The sequence below is a fragment of the Solibacillus sp. FSL R7-0682 genome, assembly GCF_038005985.1.
GTDB lineage: Bacteria > Bacillota > Bacilli > Bacillales_A > Planococcaceae > Solibacillus.
In genome coordinates this window covers 2,219,562-2,240,520 of sequence record NZ_JBBOUI010000001.1, presented here as the reverse complement: position 1 = coordinate 2,240,520, position 20,959 = coordinate 2,219,562, and the positions used below count along the sequence as shown (strand labels likewise).

The window sequence follows — 20,959 nt, the reverse complement described above, 5'->3', positions numbered from 1 at the left end:
TGACAATGAAATACCGCATTACACATACTAATCTATTTCGATATGACACAGATGTTGAGCAATCATTAAATACAATTCGTTTAAAACCACGAAATAATGAGTGCCAGCGCTTGATTTCATATGACGTTAAGATTGAACCCCATTCCCTCACTAGAGATAGTTTTGATATTTGGCGAAATGCTATTAGTACGTTTTTTATTGCAGGAAAACATCGTGAATTGGAGGTAACCTCCTATTCCCATGTGAGTATTCAACGAGCACCCTATATTTATCAAATCAATTATTCCGATGAAATGAAAAATATCTTTCATTCACAATTATTTAAAGAACAATATTTACCGTACTTAACGGTTTCGCGATTTACAACACTTCTACCAGAGCAGCTTGATGAAATTATAGCTGCTGTAGGTATTCCAGATAATCCTGTAAAATATGCGTGTGATTTAATGACCTATTTATTCCATACCATTAAGTATGATCCATCTGCCACCACCGTTCACACTACGGCAAGTGAAGCATGGTCAATTAGGCGTGGGGTATGTCAGGACTATACGCATATAATGCTTGCTGTATTACGACATTTAAATATTCCTGCACGCTACATTAGTGGTTATTTATATGTCGGGGAGGGAGATGAGTTAATCGGAGAGACGGCGACGCATGCATGGGTAGAGGTAATGGTACCAGGAATTGGGTGGATTGGGCTAGATCCAACGAATAATGTTGAAGTGTTAGAAAATCATATTAATTTATGTGTCGGACGGGATTATAGAGACGTTTCACCTATAGAGGGTGTTTATCAAGGAGGTATGCATACACTTGAAGTAAAGGTGAATGTTGAAAAAATCGCTCATAAATAGGTAAAAATATTTAACTATCAGAAAAATCCGTGTTGACTGAATCGTTTTAATAATGTAATATAAGTGTATCAATTTCATAACAAAACCTCACAGTTTCGTGAGGTAGAGGCGCGATATTTATTAGTTTTTCATGGAGTCATTGAGCTGGCGAAGAAATGAAAGAGAAGGAACTATCGCCGAAGTGTTGTTATTGCTCTAAGTAACAGTGCTGGGTCTGTAGTAAATAATTGCAGAACTGTCTCAATCATCTTTCCCTGATGGTTGAGTTGTGCTATCTCAAAATGGGAACTGAATGAGGATTTGGGCTAATTTTAATCGTATGCGACCTGAAGTTCTTCTTTAGGTCGCTTTTTGTATACAATAAAGCCCAAAAATTTAAATTAAAGGAGAGAATTGGAATGAAAAAGAGATTTTTATTATTCTTCACAGCAATGATGACGATGCTTTTATTAGCGGCTTGTGGAACGGATGGATCAGGTGACACAACAAATGGTTCGGATTCTACAGACAAAAAATCAGTACTAAAGGTTGGTATGGAGGCAGGCTATGCACCGTTTAACTGGTCGCAAAATGATGATTCAAATGGAGCAGTTGCTATCAAAGGTACGAAAGAATTTGCAGCAGGCTATGATGTGGAAATTGCAAAACGTATTGCTGATGGCCTAGATATGGAATTACAAATTGTAAAAACGGATTGGGATGGTTTAGTGCCATCATTACAATCAGGAGCAATTGACTTAGTAATTGCTGGTATGTCGCCAACAGCAGATCGAAAAGAAGCGATTGATTTTACTGAAAACTACTATACAAGTGACTACGTTATCGTAGTGAAAGCAGATGGGCCTTACGCAGATGCAAAGTCAATCAATGACTTCGCGGGTGCAAAAGTAACTGGTCAACAAGCAACAACTCACTATGATGTAATCGATCAAATGGAAGGCGTAAAGAAAGAAGTTGCAGCAACAGACTTTGGTGCAATGCGCGTTCAATTACAATCAGGAGCAATTGATGCTTACGTTTCAGAGCGTCCAGAAGGTATTTCAGCAGAGCTAGCTATGAACAATATTAAATACATTATTCCAGAGCCAAACTTCGAAGCAGATCCATCAACAACTGCTGTTGCGGTAGGTCTTAAAAAGGGTTCGGATTTAACAGAAAAAATTAACAAAGTTTTAGCTGAGATTTCAGAAGATGATCGTCAAAAATTAATGGAAGATGCAATTGAAAATCAACCAGCAGCGCAATAATGGTTGAGGATTTAAAGGTTGTCTTGCTAGTATCCAGAAGGCAACCTTTTCAATTAAATGAAAGTACTTAAGACATTGTATATAGTAGTCATGTTGAAGCAGATGTCTTAATAAAATGATTTAAAGAATCGTTGCTTTCCATGTAGAAACATATTACAAACAATATGTATGCATTATGACAGCAAATGATATTGGAGGAGAGCAAAATGGCATTTTTAGATTCAGTTTGGACTTTGTTTATAAATAACTGGGAAGTATTTTTACGCGGTGCCTATACAGCACTTTTATTAGCGGTTATCGGGACAATTGTCGGTGCCCTTATTGGTTTTTTCATCGGAATTATGCATACGATTCCGCAGCGTAAAAAATCTGCGAAAACTATTCTATTAAAAATCGTAAACTTTATTTTAACTGTTTATGTTGAAATATTCCGTGGGACACCAATGATGGTACAAGCGATGGTTGTATTTTATGGTTTAGTATACTTAGGAATTGATATTGATCGCTTTTTAGCTGCAAGTATCGTTATTAGTTTAAATACAGGCGCGTATATGGCAGAATACGTTCGTGGAGGAATTGTTTCTGTTGATAAAGGGCAGTTTGAGGCAGCACAAGCAATTGGTATGAACCACTTACAAACGATGATTTATGTCGTAATACCCCAAGTAGCTCGAAATATTTTACCAGCGACAGGTAACCAGTTTGTCATGAATATTAAAGACTCATCTGTATTAAGTGTTATTTCTGTAGTCGAGTTATTCTTCACTGCGAATTCAGTTGCCGGAAGTAATTATAAATATATTGAAGCATTCTTTATTGCAACAGTCTTATACTTCATTATGACGTTAACGGTAACACGTTTCCTATTATTATTCGAGAAAAAAATGGATGGACCAGATTCATATAAGGTCGAATTAATAACTGGAAATAAGCTAGATAAGGAAGGTGAGTAATTCCATGACAACTGTAATTGATATTCAGCATTTAAACAAAAAATTCGGTGCACATGAAGTATTAAGTGATGTTAATTTCCAAGTGAAAAAAGGGGAAGTTGTAACGCTCATCGGATCTTCAGGCTCAGGAAAATCTACGTTACTACGCTGTATAAATTTATTAGAAACACCGACAGCGGGAAGCATAATTTATAACAATGTAAATATTTTAGAGGACAATCATAATGTAGAAAAATACCGTACGCATTTAGGCATGGTATTCCAATCGTTCAATTTATTTAATAATTTAAATGTTCTCGGAAACTGTATCGTTGGACAGCAAAAGGTATTAAAGCGTACAAAGGAAGAGGCCGAAGCGAATGCGATGAAGTATTTAGAGCTTGTAGGGATGTCTGCCTATAAAAATGCAAAGCCTCGTCAACTATCGGGCGGTCAAAAGCAGCGTGTGGCTATCGCTCGAGCACTTGCAATGGATCCTGATGTAATGTTATTTGATGAACCTACTTCAGCGCTTGACCCTGAGATGGTAGGAGAAGTATTAAAGGTAATGCGACAGCTTGCGGATCAAGGGAATACAATGCTGATCGTAACACATGAGATGGAGTTTGCAAAGGAAGTATCGGACCGCATTGTCTTTATGGATAAAGGGGTTATTGTGGAAGAAGGCCATCCGAATGACGTCTTAGTTAATCCGAAACACGAGCGTACGCAAGCTTTCTTAAAACGTACACTGAAATAGCTAAAAAGGAGCTGTTGTCCTCACGTTGGACTAGCTCCTTTTTTATGTCCATTATCTTCTTGAATTCCATTCATTAATAATGATAAAGACTATGGCAAACGCAATGGCGATTGCAAAAAACCACATCGGAATACTACCAAATGCCATAAATACCACCTCTTGTTAGCAGTTTACCATGATAGAAGGTATAGGAGCAATGGGAGACAGCTCAAAGGGGATAATTGGCAAATAGAATATTGTTGATTTGTGTTACAATGTATGACTGAAAGGAAGCATTATGAAAAGAACAGTATATTTTGATAACGCAAAAGCAATATTAATATATTTTGTAGTATTAGGCCATTTATTGTCAGGCTATTTACTGGAAAACGAATATGTAGATACATTCTATTTAGTTATCTATTTATTTCATATGCCAGCATTTATATTAATAGCTGGGCATTTTTCTAGAAGGATTAAACGTATAGCAGATTTAACAAAAATCGCTAAAACGTTGTTATTACCTTATATCATTTTTCAATTAATCTATAGCCTGTACTATAAAAATATTTTCGGTGATAATGTAAAAATTGAATTTTTAGAACCTCGCTATGCATTATGGTTTTTATTGAGTATGATCATGTGGAAAATCATGCTTTTAGCGTTTGGTAGCCATAGATCGATGGTTTTCGTATCTGTTGCCATATCATTACTTGCAGGCTATATGAGTGAAGTAAATGAGTGGCTATCCCTCTCAAGAACATTTTTCTTCTTCCCATTCTTTTTACTAGGTTACTACTTAGATCGCGAAAATTTTGTGAAGATGAAAAATAAATGGAATGTCCGTGTTGCGAGTATACTAGCAGTTGCGGTTGTATTAATTGTATATCTATATGGTGATATACATTGGCAAGAGTGGTTTTTCGGACGTGTTCCATATGAAGACATTCACTATGGAATTTTACAATTAAACGTCTTGAGTAGACTATTTATATATGGATTAATGATGGTGAGCACCTATATATTCTTAACTCTTGTTCCAAAAGGAAATAGGTGGTATACGACAATAGGTGGTAAAACATTATGTGTTTATTTACTACATTTGTTTATCGTTCGTGCCTTTAAAGAAACACAAATTTTTGAGTGGATAGAGGATACAGGGAATTATGTAGTATTATTTGGAGTCGCTTTTATGATAGTTTATGTATTATCACGTAATTGGGTATGGCGCATAACAGCCCCATTAATAACAGTAAATAAGAAATAGTTTTTATATTGAACTGTAGACAAACAGAATATTGAATTGTCTACAGTTTTTTTATATCGTCCAAATTGATAGTAACGCGTTTATTTTCAGTAATAGACTTTCATCTGAAAGAAAAATCGTATAAAATAAAAGAGAGAATTTATAGACGTTTTGAAAAGTGAGGTAAATAAATGTTACATTTAAAATGGAAAGATGCACCGACAATTCGCACAGTAAAATGCGTACATACGAATGCATCAAAATATTTAGTGTCTAACGTATTAACAGTAGGTAAAGAATACGAAGTGAAAAACGAAACTGAGGAATTTATCTTTGTAATTGACAACACAGGAAATGTTGGCGGGTATTATAAAGAATATTTCGCATAAAATGCTAAAAAGCGCACGAATCAAAGACTGATTCGTGCGTTTTTTATTTGGTTCTATAATATTTGTTGGGGTTCACTGGGCAGTAGATGAAGTCCGTAGAAAAGTACAGAAAGAATGGCATACGTATGACCGGAAGAAAATTAAGCGTATCCGATTTGTCTTACATAAGGATGCGGAGAAACTAAATCCTGATGAACGTTGGTATTTAGAGCGATATTTAAAGACGTCTCCAGATTTAAAAGAAGCATATGAATTAAAAGAGTGCTATAAAAAATGGCAACGAGATTCAAAAGTGACGAAAAATATAACAGAAGTAAAGGCTGGTTTAGAAGCATTTTACCGCAATGTAGAGGAAAGCGGAAAAAAGAAATTTTTAAAAGCAATTTATGACATTTAAAAATTGGCAAGTAGAGATTTTAAATCGTTACGCATTTGGCTATTCAAATGGTTTTTTAGAGGGCATTAATAACACTTCGAAAGTCATCAAGCGTCATGCATTTGGATTTAGGAAGTATGAACACTTCAAAGCAAAAGTACTTTTAAGTAGAGTATATAAAGAAGTCGGTATACACCTTGGTTAACAGAGAGTTGATTGGAATGGAGGGAGGCAGACTCCTGCGGGAACAGCACGTGCGGAAAATCCACTACCAACGGGACGCATCCCGTTGGTAGTTAGTTGGAGCCGTGAGTGCCGATTGATGAATCATTATGACATTACCCCAATATTTGACTTAGAACCTTTTATTTATGTTCGATAATTGTATGCTCGATTTCATGACGCTTCTCATCACTTGTAACTTGTACGCGTAATGTTTCTTCAATATCTTGTAATAGCTTTAATTGAGTTTGTTTAAAGCGGTCAATATCCTCATGTTTTAATAGCTGCTGTTTGCGTGCTTTTGAAGAATTGTGAAGCATTTTTCCATTCTTTTTTAATAATTGTTGAGAAACGTCCATTAAACGTTGCTGAGATTGCATGGCACGTCGTTGATTGTTCATGCTTAGTAGCATACTAATTTGTGACTGCCATAACGGAATTGTATTCATAATTGAACTTTGTATTTTTTCCATAAGCATTTGATTTGTTTGTTGAATCATTCGAATTTGTGGTGCATATTGAATGGCTACCTCACGAGACAGTTCTAAATCGTACATGCGTCGCTCAAGCCATTCAAGCTGCATTTGTACATCCTTTAATTCATGTTGCTTAAATGGGTCTTCTTCAGAAAGTGCAGCCTGTTCAAGTGCTGGTAGTACAACTTCTTTAATATGTTGCTTTTTAATTTCAAGGCCAGCTATGTAGACGTTGATGCCTTGAAAGTAATCTTCGTTCAATGCATAGAGATCATTTAAAAACTGGTAATCTGACAACAAACTATTTTGGTTATGTGCGAGTTGTATACTTAGTCGGTCAATTCGTATGCTAAGTTTATTGTATTGTGTCATGACTTCTTGAAGCGATTGCTTTGGACGACTAAAAATCTTTGCAAAAAAGCCTCTTTCTTCTTCGACTAACGCATCTGGATCGATTTTTTCTAGTTGTTCCATTAAATCGGAGAGCACTTCTCCAACTTTTCTTACATCCTTTCGTTGAATGTATTGAAGCATTTGCGTAGTAAATTTTTTCATTGCCTCTTGCGCAGGTAAACCGAAAGCTAAAATTTCTTCGTATTTTTCACTTTTTAAGCTAAGTGCAAGCTGCATCGCCTGTTGTTTTGCATCATTACTAAGAGACGCGAAAAGCGGTGCCGTTACATTGTTTGCAACGTTCACCGCGAATTGATCTTTTGATACTTGTATATCGACACTTTCACTTGTTTGAAAAGCATCGAATGGATTGATTTCTTTTCCCATGACTTACTCACCGCCGATTTTTAATCGTTCTTTCCGCTTGTCATTCGACATTTTTGCAAAATCAAGCTCGATTTTTAAGTTTTCAATATCAGATGATAGGGCATTTTTTAAGTCATCTTCCATTGTCTCATGAAGCTCTTTTAAAGTTTTTCGTGTATCCTCTAAAGCTAAATAGATGTCGTTACCTGAAACTTGTTCTTTCGTTAACAGCGTATATTTATCAGATAATTGCACAGCAGTAGGGAGATGTGCAAAAAAGAAGTCTTCAACAGCATAAAACTTTTGTGGATTCGTTTGAACAATATTTATAATACGCTTTGAAAGCTTTGACATTTCATTAATTTGCTTAAATGACCGAATCGAACGAACGCGTACATATTGTTGATTTAAAGCCTGTATATGTCCTTTCGCTTGTTTTAGCTGTGATTCAATTAATTCATACTCTGACTTGGATAGACCAAGCTTTTTACTTTGTGATGATTTTTGAATGGCGAATGTTATTTTATTACTTCCATAATATGCTAAAGCTGCAAAAGGTATAGACAGTAATACAGCCGTTCCACCTAAATTTACTGCTGATACGACGAATGCAGTAAAGCTAACTAAAAAGTTTATAATTTGACGTGTTAAAAAATTGATAGGACCCAGCATTTTCGTACCTCCTTTACTAGATACTATAGTTACGTTTGAGCTTCAAAAAAGTTTCATGCATCACTACTATTATCGTACAATGTTTTCCGTTTGTATCAAAGTAAAATGAATTGAATGGTTTTATTTAGAATGTGTTTAATTCGTTATAAAAATACAAAATGGCTGGCCGAAAAGTGAGAAGCTCACATATCGGACAGCCTGCTTTTGTATATAAAAGCATTAGTGCATAAGTCGTTCCTTTTGAATAATAATAATTAATTCATTTATATAGCCGATGACTTGTTCAGAAGCTTGTTCAATTTCACGCAAATGATCATCAGCTTTTGCGAAGTTACCTGCATTAAATTGTTCAACTGCTGCACGAGCTGAAATATGTACTTGCTCATGATGGCGATCTAGCTCTTTATAAGCCGTTAAATTACCAAACCGATTGATTGTTTTTTCAGAACTATACCATTTACCTAATCGACAGTCACGATGTGAAGAAACTTCAGCAGGCGTTAATTTTTCTAAGCCTAAGAACATATTAAATACTCGCCATTTCCATAAAATATGATCAGCTTTAGAAAGGTGTAATAACGAAATACTTGAAAGTTGAACATTATTATTTGCAATAACTTCATTTCGGAATCTTGTAATTTCTTCCCCTAGCTTATGAATATCACGGGATGTGTCATTACCTAACACGCGAATTTCTTCTTGTAAATTCGATATTTGCAACATTCGAACAGATATTTCATCCACAGATGCTGCTTGCTGTTGTGAAGCAGCAGCTGTCTCTGTAACATCCATGTTAATACTTTCAACCGTATCTACAATTGAATTAAGTAATGGCAACGATTCTTTTGCTTCATTCGTTGCTTCTAGTATAACCGACGTCGTTTCAGAAATAGAAGTGGCAACATTGTTTGAATACGACTTTAATGATTGAACATTTGTCGATACTTTTCCTAACGCCGATACTGTATTTTCTGCAAGCTTTCGAACTTCCTGCGCAACGACTGCAAAGCCTTTACCATGTTCACCTGCACGAGCTGCTTCAATTGATGCATTTAAGGCAAGTAAGTTTGTTTGATCAGCAATTTGAGTAATTAGTGTTACGACACTTTCAATATCATTTACATGTTGTTGAAGTTCTTTAAAGCTACTTACTATCTCAGTAAATGTCTCTTCAGTAGTAAAGATTTCTTGTAGTGCATGTTCCACTGCATGTTTACCACGAGATGCGTTTTCCACGGATTCGTTTGTTTTTTCTGCAATATTTGAAGAAGAGCGTGCGATATCGGTAATAGAAGCAGCTAATTGCTCTGAAGCAGCCGTTACATTTGCAATATCATCAGATTGAGTATCAAGATGTTGAATTAAATCTTTCATATACATAATGTTTGCATTTGCATCAGTTAAAGACGCTAACTCTTCAATGACATTTTCAACTAAACGCTCTGTCATTACTTCTATTAGTAATTCTTGTTCAATATTAATAGCCGCAGAAACAGATTTCATGTATTTAAATGCAATATGTGGCTTCATACCGAAATTATGTAAAATTAACGTTGTTATGTAAAAAGAAAATTGATTAAATACAACAATCAATTTTCCTGGCTCAAAACGATTTTCACGTAAAATGTTGAAAAACTTCAATGTTTTATCAACGTATTCATCATCCCGTTCTGCTAGGAAAAATTGCTGTAAATAACGGTCGATTTGGTCATCTGTTATTGAGCTTTTACCGGAGGGGGCAATTTCATTTAAATAATGGTTAAAAATTACGTTCATTGTAGGTGTTAACTTTGCAACACGCTCATATATTGAATGAAGATGATTTTGATCTTGTTTGTTGAAGTTATTGAATGTTAATGTTTCGTGAAAACGTGTAGATGCACTTAAATCTGTACCTCGTTCAAAAAGATCCTTTAATTCTGCCTTAGGTTTTAACTTTGAAATCATGAATGTCCTCCTTGAAGTAAACGAAATATTATTACTATTTTATCATAGGGAAGTTTGCAATAATAGACATATTCAAGGGACACGTTTAAAATAAAGCCTATATTGGAAAGGACAATGTATATGTATAAACTTATTTATATGAAAGCAGATTATGAGCCTTGGTGGCTATTTGAAGGTTGGGAAGAGCATATTATTTCGATTGAAGAGTTTGATAACGAACAGCAATTTTATGATGCTTTAAACGAAACACTTCAAAATTTTCGTCAAACATATGCAAATGAACAATGTAAAAACGATCGATTTTATGCGTTTTGGTCTGAAGAAGAATGTGAGTACTGTGAAGCATGTGATGATGATTCACAAATATATCATGGCATAATAGCGATGTTACCGAATAGAATTACAAGTTAAAATTAAATAGAAAATTTAAGCAATTTAAAGAATTGGAATTGACAGTCCGATTTTCCATGGATATACTATATTTAACAATTAATATGCAATGCCGGAAACAAAGGATTCACATAATACAATGGGTGTTCGATGTCAGTTTATCGGTACTCCTTGTAATATGTGGATTTTTTCATTTGTATGTTGGTTGTTCATTTTTTATTTTTGGAGGTTTTCTTAATGAAACAAGGTACAGTAAAATGGTTTAACTCAGAAAAAGGTTTTGGCTTTATCGAAGTAGATGGTGAAAACGATGTATTCGTACACTTCTCTGCAATTCAAGGTGAAGGTTTCAAAACTTTAGACGAAGGTCAAAAAGTGGAGTTCGAAGTTGTAGATGGCAACCGCGGACCACAAGCTGCTAACGTAACTAAATTATAATTAGTACAAATTCAAAGACACACTAGTTTTTCTAGTGTGTCTTTTCAAATGGAAAAAAGTAGTCTTATAGAGATTGCCAATTGAAAGGGGTTAGAAAAGTAAATCTGATACAACTTGGACAATTAATAAGAATAATATCGCTGGTAATAGCACTTGAATCCATCTTCCTTTTATGTAAGGAATAATTTTTAACCCAATAAATGAACCAAAAATAGAGCCAATCGTGACAGGAATGGCGATCTTCCAAATGACAATGCCGTAAAAATAATAAAACGTAAAAGCACCTGCACAACTAGAAAACATGATGATACGAGAATATTCTACAGCCTTTTGATAAACATAGTTCTTTTTTAAAAAATAAGTAATATTCATTAACCCGGAACCAGGGCCAAAGCCTCCATCATAAATACTAATAAAAAATGGAATAATTGGAGTTGTTTTTTCTTCAGATTTGCCAACTTCCAAATTACCTAAAAGCTTATTACTTTTTAATAGGATAAAAAAAGCACAGATTAAAATCATACAAGCGATACTATTCATTGTTTTTTCTGCTAATCTGGTCGCTAAAAATGCACCAGTTACGCCACCAAGTACTGAGAAAAACATTAACGGTATCATTTTTTGAATAGAAACTTGCTTCTTTATAATAAACGTTAGTACATTGGAAAATGCGGAAACCCCCGAAGCAAATTTATTTACAGCTACACTCGCATGAATTGGAACACCGATTAAAAGCATCGATGGTAATAAGACAAACCCAGCAGCACCAAACATAACGCCAATGATTGCAGCGATTAAACCTATAGAAAATAATAATAATCCCTCATACGAAAACCACTCACTAATGAATACGTCCAAAATAATCACCTCTGCCATAAAAGTACTGCTATAATGACCATAAAACAAATATATGTTTTTTGTTTATTCATAAAATAAATTTATGAAAAGAGAGATTCTATGAATTTACATGCTCTGCGTATCTTTACGAAAGTCGCGCAATTAGGAAGTATTACTGCTGCAGCCAATGAGCTATTAATTAGTCAACCAGCTGTAACGATTCAAATACGTAATTTAGAAAAGGAAATGAATGTGAAATTAGTAGAAGGTAAGGGGAGGGGAATAAGGCTAACATCTGAAGGGCATTTCATTTATGAGCAAGGACTAAGGCTATTTCAATTAGAGCAACAAATAGAAGAGAATATTAAAGTGTTTTTATCGAAAGAGGAAAAAATTAAACTCGCCTCATCTTATATACCTGTAAATTACATACTACCCCGCTATATTGCGAGCTATAAGCTTACAAGGCAGTGTGTAGAGTTTGATATATCACTAGGAAATGTGAAATCGGTTGAAGAAAAAGTACTGAACTATACTGCAGATTTTGGGCTTGTTGTTCAAAGTAATGTTGGACATCATGATTTAAACTTTGAAAGATTAATGGAAATTGAATTTTTATTTGTTATTCATCCGACCCATCCATTAGCGAATAAGCAGATCGAGCTTCGCCAGTTGTCTGCTGAAGAAGTAATCTACAGAGAGCAAGGAAGTTCTACCCGCGATTTATTGGAGGCTGTTTTTTATGCAAATGATTGTCCTTTACCGAAAAAGGGATTGCAAATGCAAGGCTTACATGAATCGATCAAAGCAGTTGAGGCAGGCTATGGCATCACATTAGCTCCAAATTTTAGTGTTGAGGAAAGTTTAAAGCTACAAAAGCTTGCTGTTATTTCAATTCAAGGTATTACTTTGAAGCAAAGCTTATATATTTGTACAAGAAAGAGCGATACGTTTCAAAATGCTTTTATTGCTTATGTAAAGGAGCAAATTCAAAAGGAATGCAGTCAAAAAGAAAAACCCAAATCCATTTAAAAGAAGATTTGGGTTTTGATGATTTAAAATCAATTATTTTAAGCCTTGCGCGTCTTTCCAATCTAGGAATTCATCGTAAGTTAATTGCTTATCTAAAATCGAACCGTCTTCACGGATTTCGATTACACGGTTTGCAATTGTTTGGATAAATTGGTGGTCATGAGATGTGAAAATCATAGCACCTTTAAAGCGGATTAAACCTTCATTAAGCGCTTGAATTGATTCAAGGTCTAAGTGGTTTGTTGGTTCATCTAATAATAATACGTTTGAGTTTGAAAGCATCATTTTTGAAAGCATGCATCGAACTTTTTCGCCCCCTGATAATACAGCAGGAGATTTTTTAACTTCTTCACCAGAGAAAAGCATACGGCCTAAGAAACCACGTAAGAAGCTTTCTGTTTCATCATCTGGAGAGTATGGGCGTAACCAATCAACTAATGACTTTTCATTGCCTCCAAAATATTGGTCATGATCCATTTCGAAGTAGCTTTGAGATGTTGTAACACCCCATTTGAACGAACCAGCATCTGCTTCTTTACGCTCCATTAAAATGTCCATTAAAGCAGATTTTGCGATTGTGTTCCCTAATAAAATAATTTTATCTTCTTTGTTCATAGAGAAGCGAATATCTTTAAATAATGTTTCACCTTCCTGTGAAGCTGTTAACCCATCAACAGTTAATACGTCATTCCCGATTTCACGACCAATTTGGAAGTTGATGAATGGGTATTTACGGCTTGATGGACGAATGTCATCTAACTCGATTTTATCTAACATCTTTTTACGAGATGTTGCTTGAGAAGACTTCGATGCATTTGCAGAGAAGCGGGCGATGAATTCTTTTAATTCTTTAATTTTCTCTTCTTTTTTCGCATTTTGGTCAGCCATCATTTTTTGTGCTAATTGGCTTGACTCATACCAGAAGTCATAGTTACCAACATAAAGTTGGATTTTACCGAAATCTAAGTCTGCGATATGTGTACATACTTTGTTTAAGAAGTGACGGTCATGGGATACTACAATAACTGTGTTTTCAAAGTTGATTAAAAATTCCTCTAACCATTTGATTGCTTTTAAGTCTAAGTGGTTCGTAGGCTCATCTAGTAATAGAACGTCAGGCTTACCGAATAATGCTTGAGCTAATAATACTTTGACTTTGTCAGAACCTTCCAAATCAGCCATCAGCATATAGTGAAGATCATCACCAATACCTAAACCGTTTAAAAGAGTAGCAGCATCTGATTCCGCTTCCCAACCGTTCATGTCTGCGAATTCGCCTTCAAGTTCAGCAGCACGCATGCCATCTTCATCTGTCATTTCTGGCTTCATGTAGATCGCGTCTTTTTCTGCTTTTACTTCCCAAAGACGTTTGTTCCCCATTACTACTGTATCCAGTACGTTAAACTCATCGTACTCGAAGTGGTTTTGTTTTAATACTGAAAGACGCTCATCTTTCCCCATTGATACGTGACCTTCTTGTGCCTCGATATCACCAGATAAAATTTTTAAGAACGTCGATTTACCAGCACCGTTTGCCCCAATAAGACCATAACAGTTCCCTGGAGTGAATTTAATATTTACATCGTCAAATAATTTACGGTCGCCATAGCGAAGACCTACACCAGATACTTGAATCATGTAAGTACCTCCTTGAATATTCTTTTTATTTTTTGATTGTTTAAAAAAAGATTTCTCTTTTGCACACAATGTTTCTATTATAGCATGTCTAATCTTTAAAATGAATAACGGTGCAATTAAAACGGGAGAAAAATTCTGCTGTTGTCGGTGTATTAGTTTTCAGAGGGAGTGGGTAGGGAAAGAATCAGTATTTTTTAGGCCTTCAAAAAAGAAACAAATATGCAATCATCTATAAGAAAGTGCTATTCTATCATTAGTATTTAAGGAAGGTCGGGGAGTAAATTTGTATAAAACGATTGGAGTTTTAGCACATGTGGATGCTGGGAAAACCACTTTTTGTGAACAACTGCTATATGAAATGAGTAGCATAAAAAAGCGCGGACGCGTTGATCACAAAGATGCGTTTTTAGATCATCATGACATAGAAAGAGCTCGTGGAATTACGATATTTGCTGAACAAGGACGATTTGAATTTAAAGGAGATACATATACGTTAATCGATACACCGGGTCACGTCGATTTTTCCCCAGAGATGGAACGAGCAATTCGTGTAATGGATGCTGCCATCATTATTGTAAGTGCTGTTGATGGCATTGAAGGGCATACGGAAACTGTGTGGCGTCTTTTACGTGACAATAACGTGCCAACCTTTTTCTTTATTAATAAAAACGATCGAGAAGGGGCAATTGTGGAGGCAGTTGTTCAACAGTTACAAAAAGAATTTTCATCAGAGCTCATACACTTCGATCATGATATGGACTTAATGAAAGAATGGCTAGCAGAACGAGATGAACCAATAATGAAGCAATATTTTGATGGAACATTAACAGATGAACTTTCGTGGCGTTATTTAGCAGAAAAAGTGTTAAACAATGAAGCATTTTTAAGTATGACAGGGTCAGCTCTAAAAAATGTTGGAGTAGTAGAGTTTTTTGAAGTTGTAGCACAATTAACAGTATCTAAAGCTAAAATGAATGAGCCGTTTCGTGGAATCGTATTTAAAATTCGTCATGACGAACACCATCGTTTAACCTTTATAAAAGCACTTGCTGGCACACTCCATGTTCGACAAGAACTTTCGTTTGGTGAAACTTCAGAGAAGGTTACAGAAATTCGGCTTTATAATGGTCAACAATTTACATCTGTACAGCAAGTGGAAGCAGGAGATGTTTTTGCAGTAAAAGGTTTATCGCAACCTTCAATTGGGGAAATGATTGGCCAACAATTTCCTACAGCTAAGCCTTATGAGCTTATCCCAACGTTGCAAGCAAAGGTTATTGTAAATGGAACAATACCAATGAAGGAAGTAACACGTATATTTCGTTTATTAGAATCGGAAGAGCCGAGCTTAAAGGTCGTATGGCGTGAGCAATTCCAAGAAATTTCTGTACATGTTATGGGTGTTATACAACTAGAAGTATTAGTAGAAATAATGAGAGAGCGATTCGGAATCGAAGTGTCCTTCGGTAAACCACAAATATTGTATATGGAAACTATTCGAAATGCCGTAATTGGATACGGTCATTTTGAACCATTAAAGCATTATGCAGAAGTACATTTAAAAATGGAACCGAATGAACGTGGGAAAGGAATTACGTTTAATAATGCTTGTCATACGGATAATTTATTAGTAGGGCATCAGCGTTTAATTGAGAAACATTTGTTTGAACGTAAGCATCACGGATTATTAACAGGCTTTCCGATAACTGATATTCACTTTACATTGCTAACTGGTCGTGCGCATGTTGAGCATACGTCGGGAGGAGATTTCAGAGAGGCGAGCTTTCGGGCGATACGTCAAGGATTAGAGCAGGCAGAAAATATTGTTCTTGAACCGTATTATAAATTCAAAATGAAAGCTAACCTTGAACATATTGGACGTATGATGTCAGATATTCAGCAAGCAAGCGGTACTTTTGATGCGCCAATTCTTCATGAGGAAAGTGTAACAATTGTCGGCAGGGTACCCGTTTCAACATTTATGGACTATACAACTCAATTTGCTTCCTATACGAATGGGAAAGGGATGCTCTCCTTACAATTTGATCAGTATGATGTGTGTCATAATATGGAACAGGTCATTCTTGAAATAAATTATCAAAAAGATGCTGATCCGGATTATTCATCGTCAAGTATATTTTGTGCAAAGGGGAAAGGCTATAGTGTTAGCTGGCAAGATGCAAAAGCTGCAATGCATTGTCCGGTAGTAGAATGAGTTGGAAAAACGATACTAAAACAATTTTTACTTATTGAAAATGCGCCTGACGGGTGATAAAAGAAGACATCGACATGTAGTTGATGCGTTTTTAGTGAAGGAAATAAAGTATGATATAGTCTTTTTAATTGTCAGACTTTTTATGATATGCTTTACTATCTATCATAGGCAAGCATGTTTGAAACGAGGAACTAACTATGAAACAACAAACAAGTTGGAAAACGGTATTTATTATTTTAGCTATTTTTTTAGTTTCAATTAATCTTCGACCAGCAGTTACTTCTGTTGGGCCTATTTTATCGACAATCAGTGATGCACTTAAAGTATCGAGTACACAAATGAGCCTACTTACATCAATTCCAGTATTTTGTATGGGCTTATTTGCGCCACTTGCTGTGCCAGTACAAAAGAAGTTCGGTTATAAATGGTCAATTGCCCTATTAGTAGCATTAATTGGAATATCAACGGCGACACGGATTAGTTTTTCAAGCTACGCTGCGCTCATTATTACAAGCTTTGTAGCAGGTTTTGCAATTGCTATTATTAGTCCAATGATCAATGCTTACATTAAAGAAAAGTTTCCGAATAAATTAGAACCGGTTATCGGTGTATATTCCTTTGCAATAGGGTTTGGCGCTACCATTAGTGCTGGTTTTACAGGAATTATCTACGAGCAATTTGAAGGCAATTGGTCGATGGCACTTGGCGTTTGGGGAATTTTAGCGATCATAGCAATGTTTAGTTGGCTACTTGTAGTTGATTCTACTAAACACCAAACATCTCCTATGTTTTCTGAAAAACATCAATCAGCACGTAATCCGTGGAAAAATCCACTAGCTTGGACAATTTTAATTTATTTTGGAATCCAAACATCATTATTTTTTAGTTTAACGACATGGTTACCTTCAATTGCGTTAGAACAAGGAATGGGATTATTAACTGCGGGTTCAGTTTTAACCCTAATGTCAGTAGTACAATTAATTGGAAATCTATTAATTCCATCATTCATTAATCGTTATCCGAACCGCATTAGTTGGCTGTACAGCTTAATCATCTTTGGATTAGTAGGGTCAGCAATATTTTTCATCGATGCCGTTTGGACAATATGGGTTTGCGCCGTTATTTTCGGTATCGTTCTCAGTGGATTATTCCCGATTGGGTTAATGTTACCGTTAGATGAAGCAAAAAATAACCAAGAAGCGAACGAATGGAGTTCAATGGTATTATCAGGTGGTTTCATGATGAGTGCCCTTGTACCATTATTTATTGGGGCTGTTTTTGATTTAACAACAACTCATTTTATGACAAAGGTTATTTTTGTTATACTATTCCTCCTTATGTCATTAGCAACTTTCGTAATGCAAAAATTAAAGAAACAAGTATAATGAAAAGTAGTCGTTTTTTGACTGCTTTTTAATTTGAGTGAATATCTAGTTTACATAATCTTTTTATTGTAAAGGAGTACACGATGAAACGAATCGTATTATTAATGATCACATTATTGCTAGCTGCTTGTTCTGATAATGCACAAGGAGATTGGGTAGCACAAAACATCCCAAAAGAAGAAAAACAAGTATCCCCAACATATGAAGCTGAAGTTCCTATTTATAGCCCGACATCTACAACAACTGGGTTAGTCATTCACCAGGAAGGGCGAGATAAGTGGATTTTAGTAAATGCTCAGGATATTTCAGGTCATCCGAATGTACTTGTACATCCAAAATTTCTGACAAAGGGAGACGTAGAAGGGATTGATGTTGAGCATAATATCGCGATTGTTCATATTCGTAATAGTTATGATTTCGACGTTTTACAATTAGTCGATGAAACAATTACAAATGGAGTCGATTTCGAATCGGGAAAAATCGCCTATTTTGAAACGACATTAAATGATGAATTAATTAAGACGCCTGCAAAGCAAATTCAACAATTACTTAATAAAACAATAGATGAGCCTATAACTTGGCAAGAACGTTATGAAAAAAACGAACAGTTACAAAAAGATAAAGTACAACCAATAACAAATTTTACAACCTATTACGAAAAAAATATATTTACATATAACAGTGATGAGCTCATGCATTTTGCTGTCAGTTTTATTGATCAATTTAATAGTAGCATTGACACAAATGACTGGCAGCTAATTTCATCTTATTTATCTTCAGATGAAGTGAGAGAAGAATTGCAATTTGTTTCGAAAAAAATCATGAACTATGAAGTAAGGGAAGTTCGAAAAGAGGGCGTATATTACTTTGTCAACGGAATAAATGAACAGCGTGAAGAAGTTCGTTTATCAATTATTCGTGATCAAGGCAACTTTAAAATAATTGGTACAAACTTAATTAATGAGGATATGCATTATGAAGAAAAATTACCAGTAATTGACCTGAACAATGCACACAAGATGGAAGACCTTCCGGCATTGCAAATGTTTATTAATGGCCATATAAATAAAATTTTAATCGTACCCTTTGAAACGAATGAGAAGTGGAAGCTTGAAAAGAAGGATAAGAAAATTGTCGTGAAGGTAAATACTACTAAAAATTCTACAACATCGTTTACTTGTAGTGAACTAGAGCTTAATGATGAAAGTAATGGTAAATTTGTTCAATTAATTGGCTGTTCAAATTTAGATCAATCTACAATTCAATTAGGTGAAACGCACTGAAAAATACGCAAGCTTTAAAACGGCTTGCATATTTTTTATGGTCTTTTAATAAAGATTGATAATTAATAATTAAGTTCGAACATTTGTAATAAAGTTTGATAAAAAACTTTATTGTATGCAGTTTTTGTTATTCCACAATCGGACCATTTAATTGAATAACTTTTATGGAATAGCCTCAGAAAAATCCTGATTTATAGCGGTAATAATATACAGGATTTTATACAAAGTGAAGAACAAACCCAGCAAGCAAAAAATATTGCTATATCAACCGTTTGAGCTATTTGTATAAAATAATGTATAAAAAATGTTCATAGGAAAAGTCACGATACGTTGATATAACAACATTCGTGACTTTTGGATGTGCGCCCTAACTTTTATTTGGGAACGTTATTTTGTATGGATTTGTATAATTTCACCAAGTGTCAAAACTCTAATTATAAAACAGTTGAGATGTTTAGAAGTGCAGAATAAAAGACCTCTAAAATGAGGTCCGATTATTAATTTAGTTCTGATAATTTTCCACCCGTAAGTATTTCAAATAGTTCTGCTGACTTGCTCGTATTTAATTGAACATATTTATTTCCAGCGTCTATAACGAGTTCTACTTTATCTTTGTTTGGACTTACCCAAAGTTCATATAACACTGCTTTTGCTTCAATTTTAGGATTCTTAAATTGAAATATGAACCTGTAATCAGCAGGATAAGCCATATTTACTTTCGCATTTTCCCAATCAATATCGTTTAAAATATCTTTCACTTTTTGAACCTGTTCATTATCAGTGATTTCTTTGAAGTCTTCATATTTATTTTCATCACCAACACGCTTTTGAATTGTTATATATTGTTCTTCAGTTTCTATTTCGTTTGAACAACCTACTAGAAAAATTGAAATTATTCCAATAAAAACGGTTAAGTATTTAAAATTTTTCAAGTACAAGTCTCCCTTTATAAACTAGGCGTTTTTAATTTGCGTATGTTACAAATTTCACCTTTTATTATAACGAATTTTTAAAAAGTAGCTAGAAACTTGATAAAAGATTCTAGCTACCTTATCGAACATTCCCTAAGTGGCATTTGGGAACGTCATTTTTTTAAGAAGTGTATAGTCATACAAATGGTTAATTTAAATTTCTAGAAGTTTAAATTAATATTTAAAAAGGATGGTAAAATTGTTAATATATTTTAAAGAAAAAGAGGTAGAGATAATGAACACTTCTGCAGATATTTTAATCATTATAGATTTGCAAAATGGCGTATGTTATGGTGAAACGCATTTATTTGATTTACGAAATTTAATTACTAAAGTAAACAATAGGATTTCCTTATATAGGGGATTACAAAAACCAATCATTTTTGTTCAACACTGCGATGAAGAATTAGTACCTGAGGAAAAAACATGGGCTATTATTGATAATTTAGATGTTAAAGAACAAGATTATTTTGTTAGAAAAACACATGCAAATTCTTTTTACAAAACAAATTTAAAAAATCTTTTAGAGCAATTATCTGTACAAAAAATTGAGTTTTGTGGTGCTCAAACAGAATACTGTATGGATGCTACGATTAAATTTTCTCATGGATTGGGGTACGAAAACTTCATGGCCCACAAAGCAACCTCCACATTAAATAATTCATATATGTCTGCAAAAGAAACAATTGATTTTTATGAAAGTATTTGGAATCATAGATTTTTAAAATTAATTGATGATGAATCTTAGAATAAATGATTACTAAATAAATAAGGATACCAAAGCGTCCTTTGGTAACATTTCAGTGAGATTTAATTTATATGTTACCTCCATTCAGAACGAGTGAATTGAGCAGTCCTCTTTAAAATAATTTCTCGCAGCGTCTCAGAGCGTTACTTTCTAATAA

The 20,959-nt window shown here is 34.6% G+C and carries 21 protein-coding genes and 1 riboswitch; of the genes, 15 read left to right on the top strand and 6 right to left on the bottom strand.

Features of this window, described 5'->3' with window-relative positions; genetic code table 11:
• Positions 1-5: 5 nt before the first annotated feature.
• The 8 genes from MKZ17_RS11425 (at position 6) to MKZ17_RS11390 (ending at position 5,994) form a co-directional block, all read left to right on the top strand.
• Positions 6-860: a transglutaminase family protein gene (locus tag MKZ17_RS11425; protein WP_340723858.1), complete on the top strand. Its 855-nt coding sequence runs from the start codon at positions 6-8 to the stop codon at positions 858-860.
• Positions 861-955: 95 nt separating this feature from the next.
• Positions 956-1,142: riboswitch (Lysine riboswitch) on the top strand.
• Positions 1,143-1,258: 116 nt separating this feature from the next.
• On the top strand, positions 1,259-2,107 hold the full coding sequence (locus MKZ17_RS11420) for a transporter substrate-binding domain-containing protein (protein WP_340723857.1): 849 nt from the start codon (positions 1,259-1,261) through the stop codon (positions 2,105-2,107).
• Positions 2,108-2,313: 206 nt separating this feature from the next.
• On the top strand, positions 2,314-3,060 hold the full coding sequence (locus MKZ17_RS11415) for an amino acid ABC transporter permease (RefSeq protein ID WP_340723856.1): 747 nt from the start codon (positions 2,314-2,316) through the stop codon (positions 3,058-3,060).
• 4 nt (positions 3,061-3,064) lie between these two features.
• On the top strand, positions 3,065-3,799 hold the full coding sequence (locus MKZ17_RS11410; RefSeq protein WP_340723855.1) for an amino acid ABC transporter ATP-binding protein: 735 nt from the start codon (positions 3,065-3,067) through the stop codon (positions 3,797-3,799).
• A gap of 277 nt (positions 3,800-4,076) precedes the next feature.
• Positions 4,077-5,045: an acyltransferase family protein gene (locus tag MKZ17_RS11405; protein ID WP_340723854.1), complete on the top strand. Its 969-nt coding sequence runs from the start codon at positions 4,077-4,079 to the stop codon at positions 5,043-5,045.
• 170 nt (positions 5,046-5,215) lie between these two features.
• The gene (locus MKZ17_RS11400; protein WP_108712688.1) at positions 5,216-5,413 is read left to right on the top strand and encodes a DUF6501 family protein; all 198 of its coding nucleotides are present in this window, start codon (positions 5,216-5,218) and stop codon (positions 5,411-5,413) included.
• Positions 5,414-5,447: 34 nt separating this feature from the next.
• Entirely contained in the window at positions 5,448-5,810 is a 363-nt protein-coding gene (locus MKZ17_RS11395; protein WP_340723853.1) for a transposase, read from the top strand.
• Complete coding sequence (locus MKZ17_RS11390) at positions 5,800-5,994, top strand: transposase (protein WP_340723852.1); 195 nt, start codon at positions 5,800-5,802, stop codon at positions 5,992-5,994. The genes MKZ17_RS11395 and MKZ17_RS11390 overlap by 11 nt, the downstream gene beginning before the upstream one ends.
• 160 nt (positions 5,995-6,154) lie before the next feature.
• On the opposite strand, the gene MKZ17_RS11385 is transcribed toward MKZ17_RS11390, so the two are convergent.
• The 3 genes from MKZ17_RS11385 to MKZ17_RS11375 form a co-directional block, all read right to left on the bottom strand.
• Entirely contained in the window at positions 6,155-7,267 is a 1,113-nt protein-coding gene (locus MKZ17_RS11385; RefSeq protein WP_340723851.1) for a toxic anion resistance protein, read from the bottom strand.
• Positions 7,268-7,270: 3 nt separating this feature from the next.
• Positions 7,271-7,918: a 5-bromo-4-chloroindolyl phosphate hydrolysis family protein gene (locus MKZ17_RS11380; protein WP_340723850.1), complete on the bottom strand. Its 648-nt coding sequence runs from the start codon at positions 7,916-7,918 to the stop codon at positions 7,271-7,273.
• A gap of 219 nt (positions 7,919-8,137) precedes the next feature.
• Positions 8,138-9,865: a methyl-accepting chemotaxis protein gene (locus MKZ17_RS11375; RefSeq protein WP_340723849.1), complete on the bottom strand. Its 1,728-nt coding sequence runs from the start codon at positions 9,863-9,865 to the stop codon at positions 8,138-8,140.
• A 120-nt stretch (positions 9,866-9,985) separates the two neighbouring features.
• Between MKZ17_RS11375 and MKZ17_RS11370 the strand changes: the two genes are divergently transcribed.
• Positions 9,986-10,276: a DUF1033 family protein gene (locus MKZ17_RS11370; RefSeq protein ID WP_340723848.1), complete on the top strand. Its 291-nt coding sequence runs from the start codon at positions 9,986-9,988 to the stop codon at positions 10,274-10,276.
• A 216-nt stretch (positions 10,277-10,492) separates the two neighbouring features.
• The gene (locus MKZ17_RS11365) at positions 10,493-10,693 is read left to right on the top strand and encodes a cold-shock protein (RefSeq protein WP_066542581.1); all 201 of its coding nucleotides are present in this window, start codon (positions 10,493-10,495) and stop codon (positions 10,691-10,693) included.
• A gap of 90 nt (positions 10,694-10,783) precedes the next feature.
• Here MKZ17_RS11365 and MKZ17_RS11360 read toward each other — a convergent pair whose 3' ends face one another.
• A complete protein-coding gene (locus tag MKZ17_RS11360) occupies positions 10,784-11,560 on the bottom strand; it encodes a sulfite exporter TauE/SafE family protein (protein WP_445326949.1) in 777 nt (258 codons plus the stop codon).
• A 90-nt stretch (positions 11,561-11,650) separates the two neighbouring features.
• Here MKZ17_RS11360 and MKZ17_RS11355 point away from each other — a divergent pair, with 90 nt between their 5' ends.
• Entirely contained in the window at positions 11,651-12,562 is a 912-nt protein-coding gene (locus MKZ17_RS11355) for a LysR family transcriptional regulator (RefSeq protein ID WP_340723846.1), read from the top strand.
• A 33-nt stretch (positions 12,563-12,595) separates the two neighbouring features.
• Here MKZ17_RS11355 and MKZ17_RS11350 read toward each other — a convergent pair whose 3' ends face one another.
• Positions 12,596-14,200 (bottom strand): ABC-F family ATP-binding cassette domain-containing protein, encoded by a 1,605-nt coding sequence (locus MKZ17_RS11350; RefSeq protein ID WP_340723845.1) that lies wholly within the window; start codon positions 14,198-14,200, stop codon positions 12,596-12,598.
• Positions 14,201-14,483: 283 nt separating this feature from the next.
• Between MKZ17_RS11350 and MKZ17_RS11345 the strand changes: the two genes are divergently transcribed.
• The 3 genes from MKZ17_RS11345 to MKZ17_RS11335 all read left to right on the top strand — a co-directional run bounded on the left by MKZ17_RS11345 (position 14,484) and on the right by MKZ17_RS11335 (position 19,083).
• Positions 14,484-16,415: a translation factor GTPase family protein gene (locus tag MKZ17_RS11345; RefSeq protein ID WP_340723844.1), complete on the top strand. Its 1,932-nt coding sequence runs from the start codon at positions 14,484-14,486 to the stop codon at positions 16,413-16,415.
• Positions 16,416-16,612: 197 nt separating this feature from the next.
• The gene (locus tag MKZ17_RS11340; RefSeq protein WP_340723843.1) at positions 16,613-17,800 is read left to right on the top strand and encodes an MFS transporter; all 1,188 of its coding nucleotides are present in this window, start codon (positions 16,613-16,615) and stop codon (positions 17,798-17,800) included.
• An 83-nt stretch (positions 17,801-17,883) separates the two neighbouring features.
• Entirely contained in the window at positions 17,884-19,083 is a 1,200-nt protein-coding gene (locus MKZ17_RS11335; protein ID WP_340723842.1) for a hypothetical protein, read from the top strand.
• A 497-nt stretch (positions 19,084-19,580) separates the two neighbouring features.
• On the opposite strand, the gene MKZ17_RS11330 is transcribed toward MKZ17_RS11335, so the two are convergent.
• Positions 19,581-20,015: a hypothetical protein gene (locus tag MKZ17_RS11330; RefSeq protein WP_340723841.1), complete on the bottom strand. Its 435-nt coding sequence runs from the start codon at positions 20,013-20,015 to the stop codon at positions 19,581-19,583.
• Between the two features lie 274 nt (positions 20,016-20,289).
• On the opposite strand from MKZ17_RS11330, the gene MKZ17_RS11325 reads away from it, so the two are divergent.
• Complete coding sequence (locus MKZ17_RS11325; RefSeq protein WP_340723840.1) at positions 20,290-20,802, top strand: cysteine hydrolase family protein; 513 nt, start codon at positions 20,290-20,292, stop codon at positions 20,800-20,802.
• Positions 20,803-20,959 lie beyond the last annotated feature (157 nt).

Coding starts and splice junctions, on each gene's coding strand:
- MKZ17_RS11375 (WP_340723849.1), bottom strand. CDS start 9,865: ATGATTTCAAAGTTAAAACCTAAGGCAGAATTAAAGGATCTTTTTGAA.
- MKZ17_RS11425 (WP_340723858.1), top strand. CDS start 6: ATGAAATACCGCATTACACATACTAATCTATTTCGATATGACACAGAT.
- MKZ17_RS11355 (WP_340723846.1), top strand. CDS start 11,651: ATGAATTTACATGCTCTGCGTATCTTTACGAAAGTCGCGCAATTAGGA.
- MKZ17_RS11405 (WP_340723854.1), top strand. CDS start 4,077: ATGAAAAGAACAGTATATTTTGATAACGCAAAAGCAATATTAATATAT.
- MKZ17_RS11340 (WP_340723843.1), top strand. CDS start 16,613: ATGAAACAACAAACAAGTTGGAAAACGGTATTTATTATTTTAGCTATT.
- MKZ17_RS11365 (WP_066542581.1), top strand. CDS start 10,493: ATGAAACAAGGTACAGTAAAATGGTTTAACTCAGAAAAAGGTTTTGGC.
- MKZ17_RS11325 (WP_340723840.1), top strand. CDS start 20,290: ATGAACACTTCTGCAGATATTTTAATCATTATAGATTTGCAAAATGGC.
- MKZ17_RS11415 (WP_340723856.1), top strand. CDS start 2,314: ATGGCATTTTTAGATTCAGTTTGGACTTTGTTTATAAATAACTGGGAA.
- MKZ17_RS11400 (WP_108712688.1), top strand. CDS start 5,216: ATGTTACATTTAAAATGGAAAGATGCACCGACAATTCGCACAGTAAAA.
- MKZ17_RS11420 (WP_340723857.1), top strand. CDS start 1,259: ATGAAAAAGAGATTTTTATTATTCTTCACAGCAATGATGACGATGCTT.
- MKZ17_RS11390 (WP_340723852.1), top strand. CDS start 5,800: ATGACATTTAAAAATTGGCAAGTAGAGATTTTAAATCGTTACGCATTT.
- MKZ17_RS11335 (WP_340723842.1), top strand. CDS start 17,884: ATGAAACGAATCGTATTATTAATGATCACATTATTGCTAGCTGCTTGT.
- MKZ17_RS11385 (WP_340723851.1), bottom strand. CDS start 7,267: ATGGGAAAAGAAATCAATCCATTCGATGCTTTTCAAACAAGTGAAAGT.
- MKZ17_RS11370 (WP_340723848.1), top strand. CDS start 9,986: ATGTATAAACTTATTTATATGAAAGCAGATTATGAGCCTTGGTGGCTA.
- MKZ17_RS11380 (WP_340723850.1), bottom strand. CDS start 7,918: ATGCTGGGTCCTATCAATTTTTTAACACGTCAAATTATAAACTTTTTA.
- MKZ17_RS11410 (WP_340723855.1), top strand. CDS start 3,065: ATGACAACTGTAATTGATATTCAGCATTTAAACAAAAAATTCGGTGCA.
- MKZ17_RS11350 (WP_340723845.1), bottom strand. CDS start 14,200: ATGATTCAAGTATCTGGTGTAGGTCTTCGCTATGGCGACCGTAAATTA.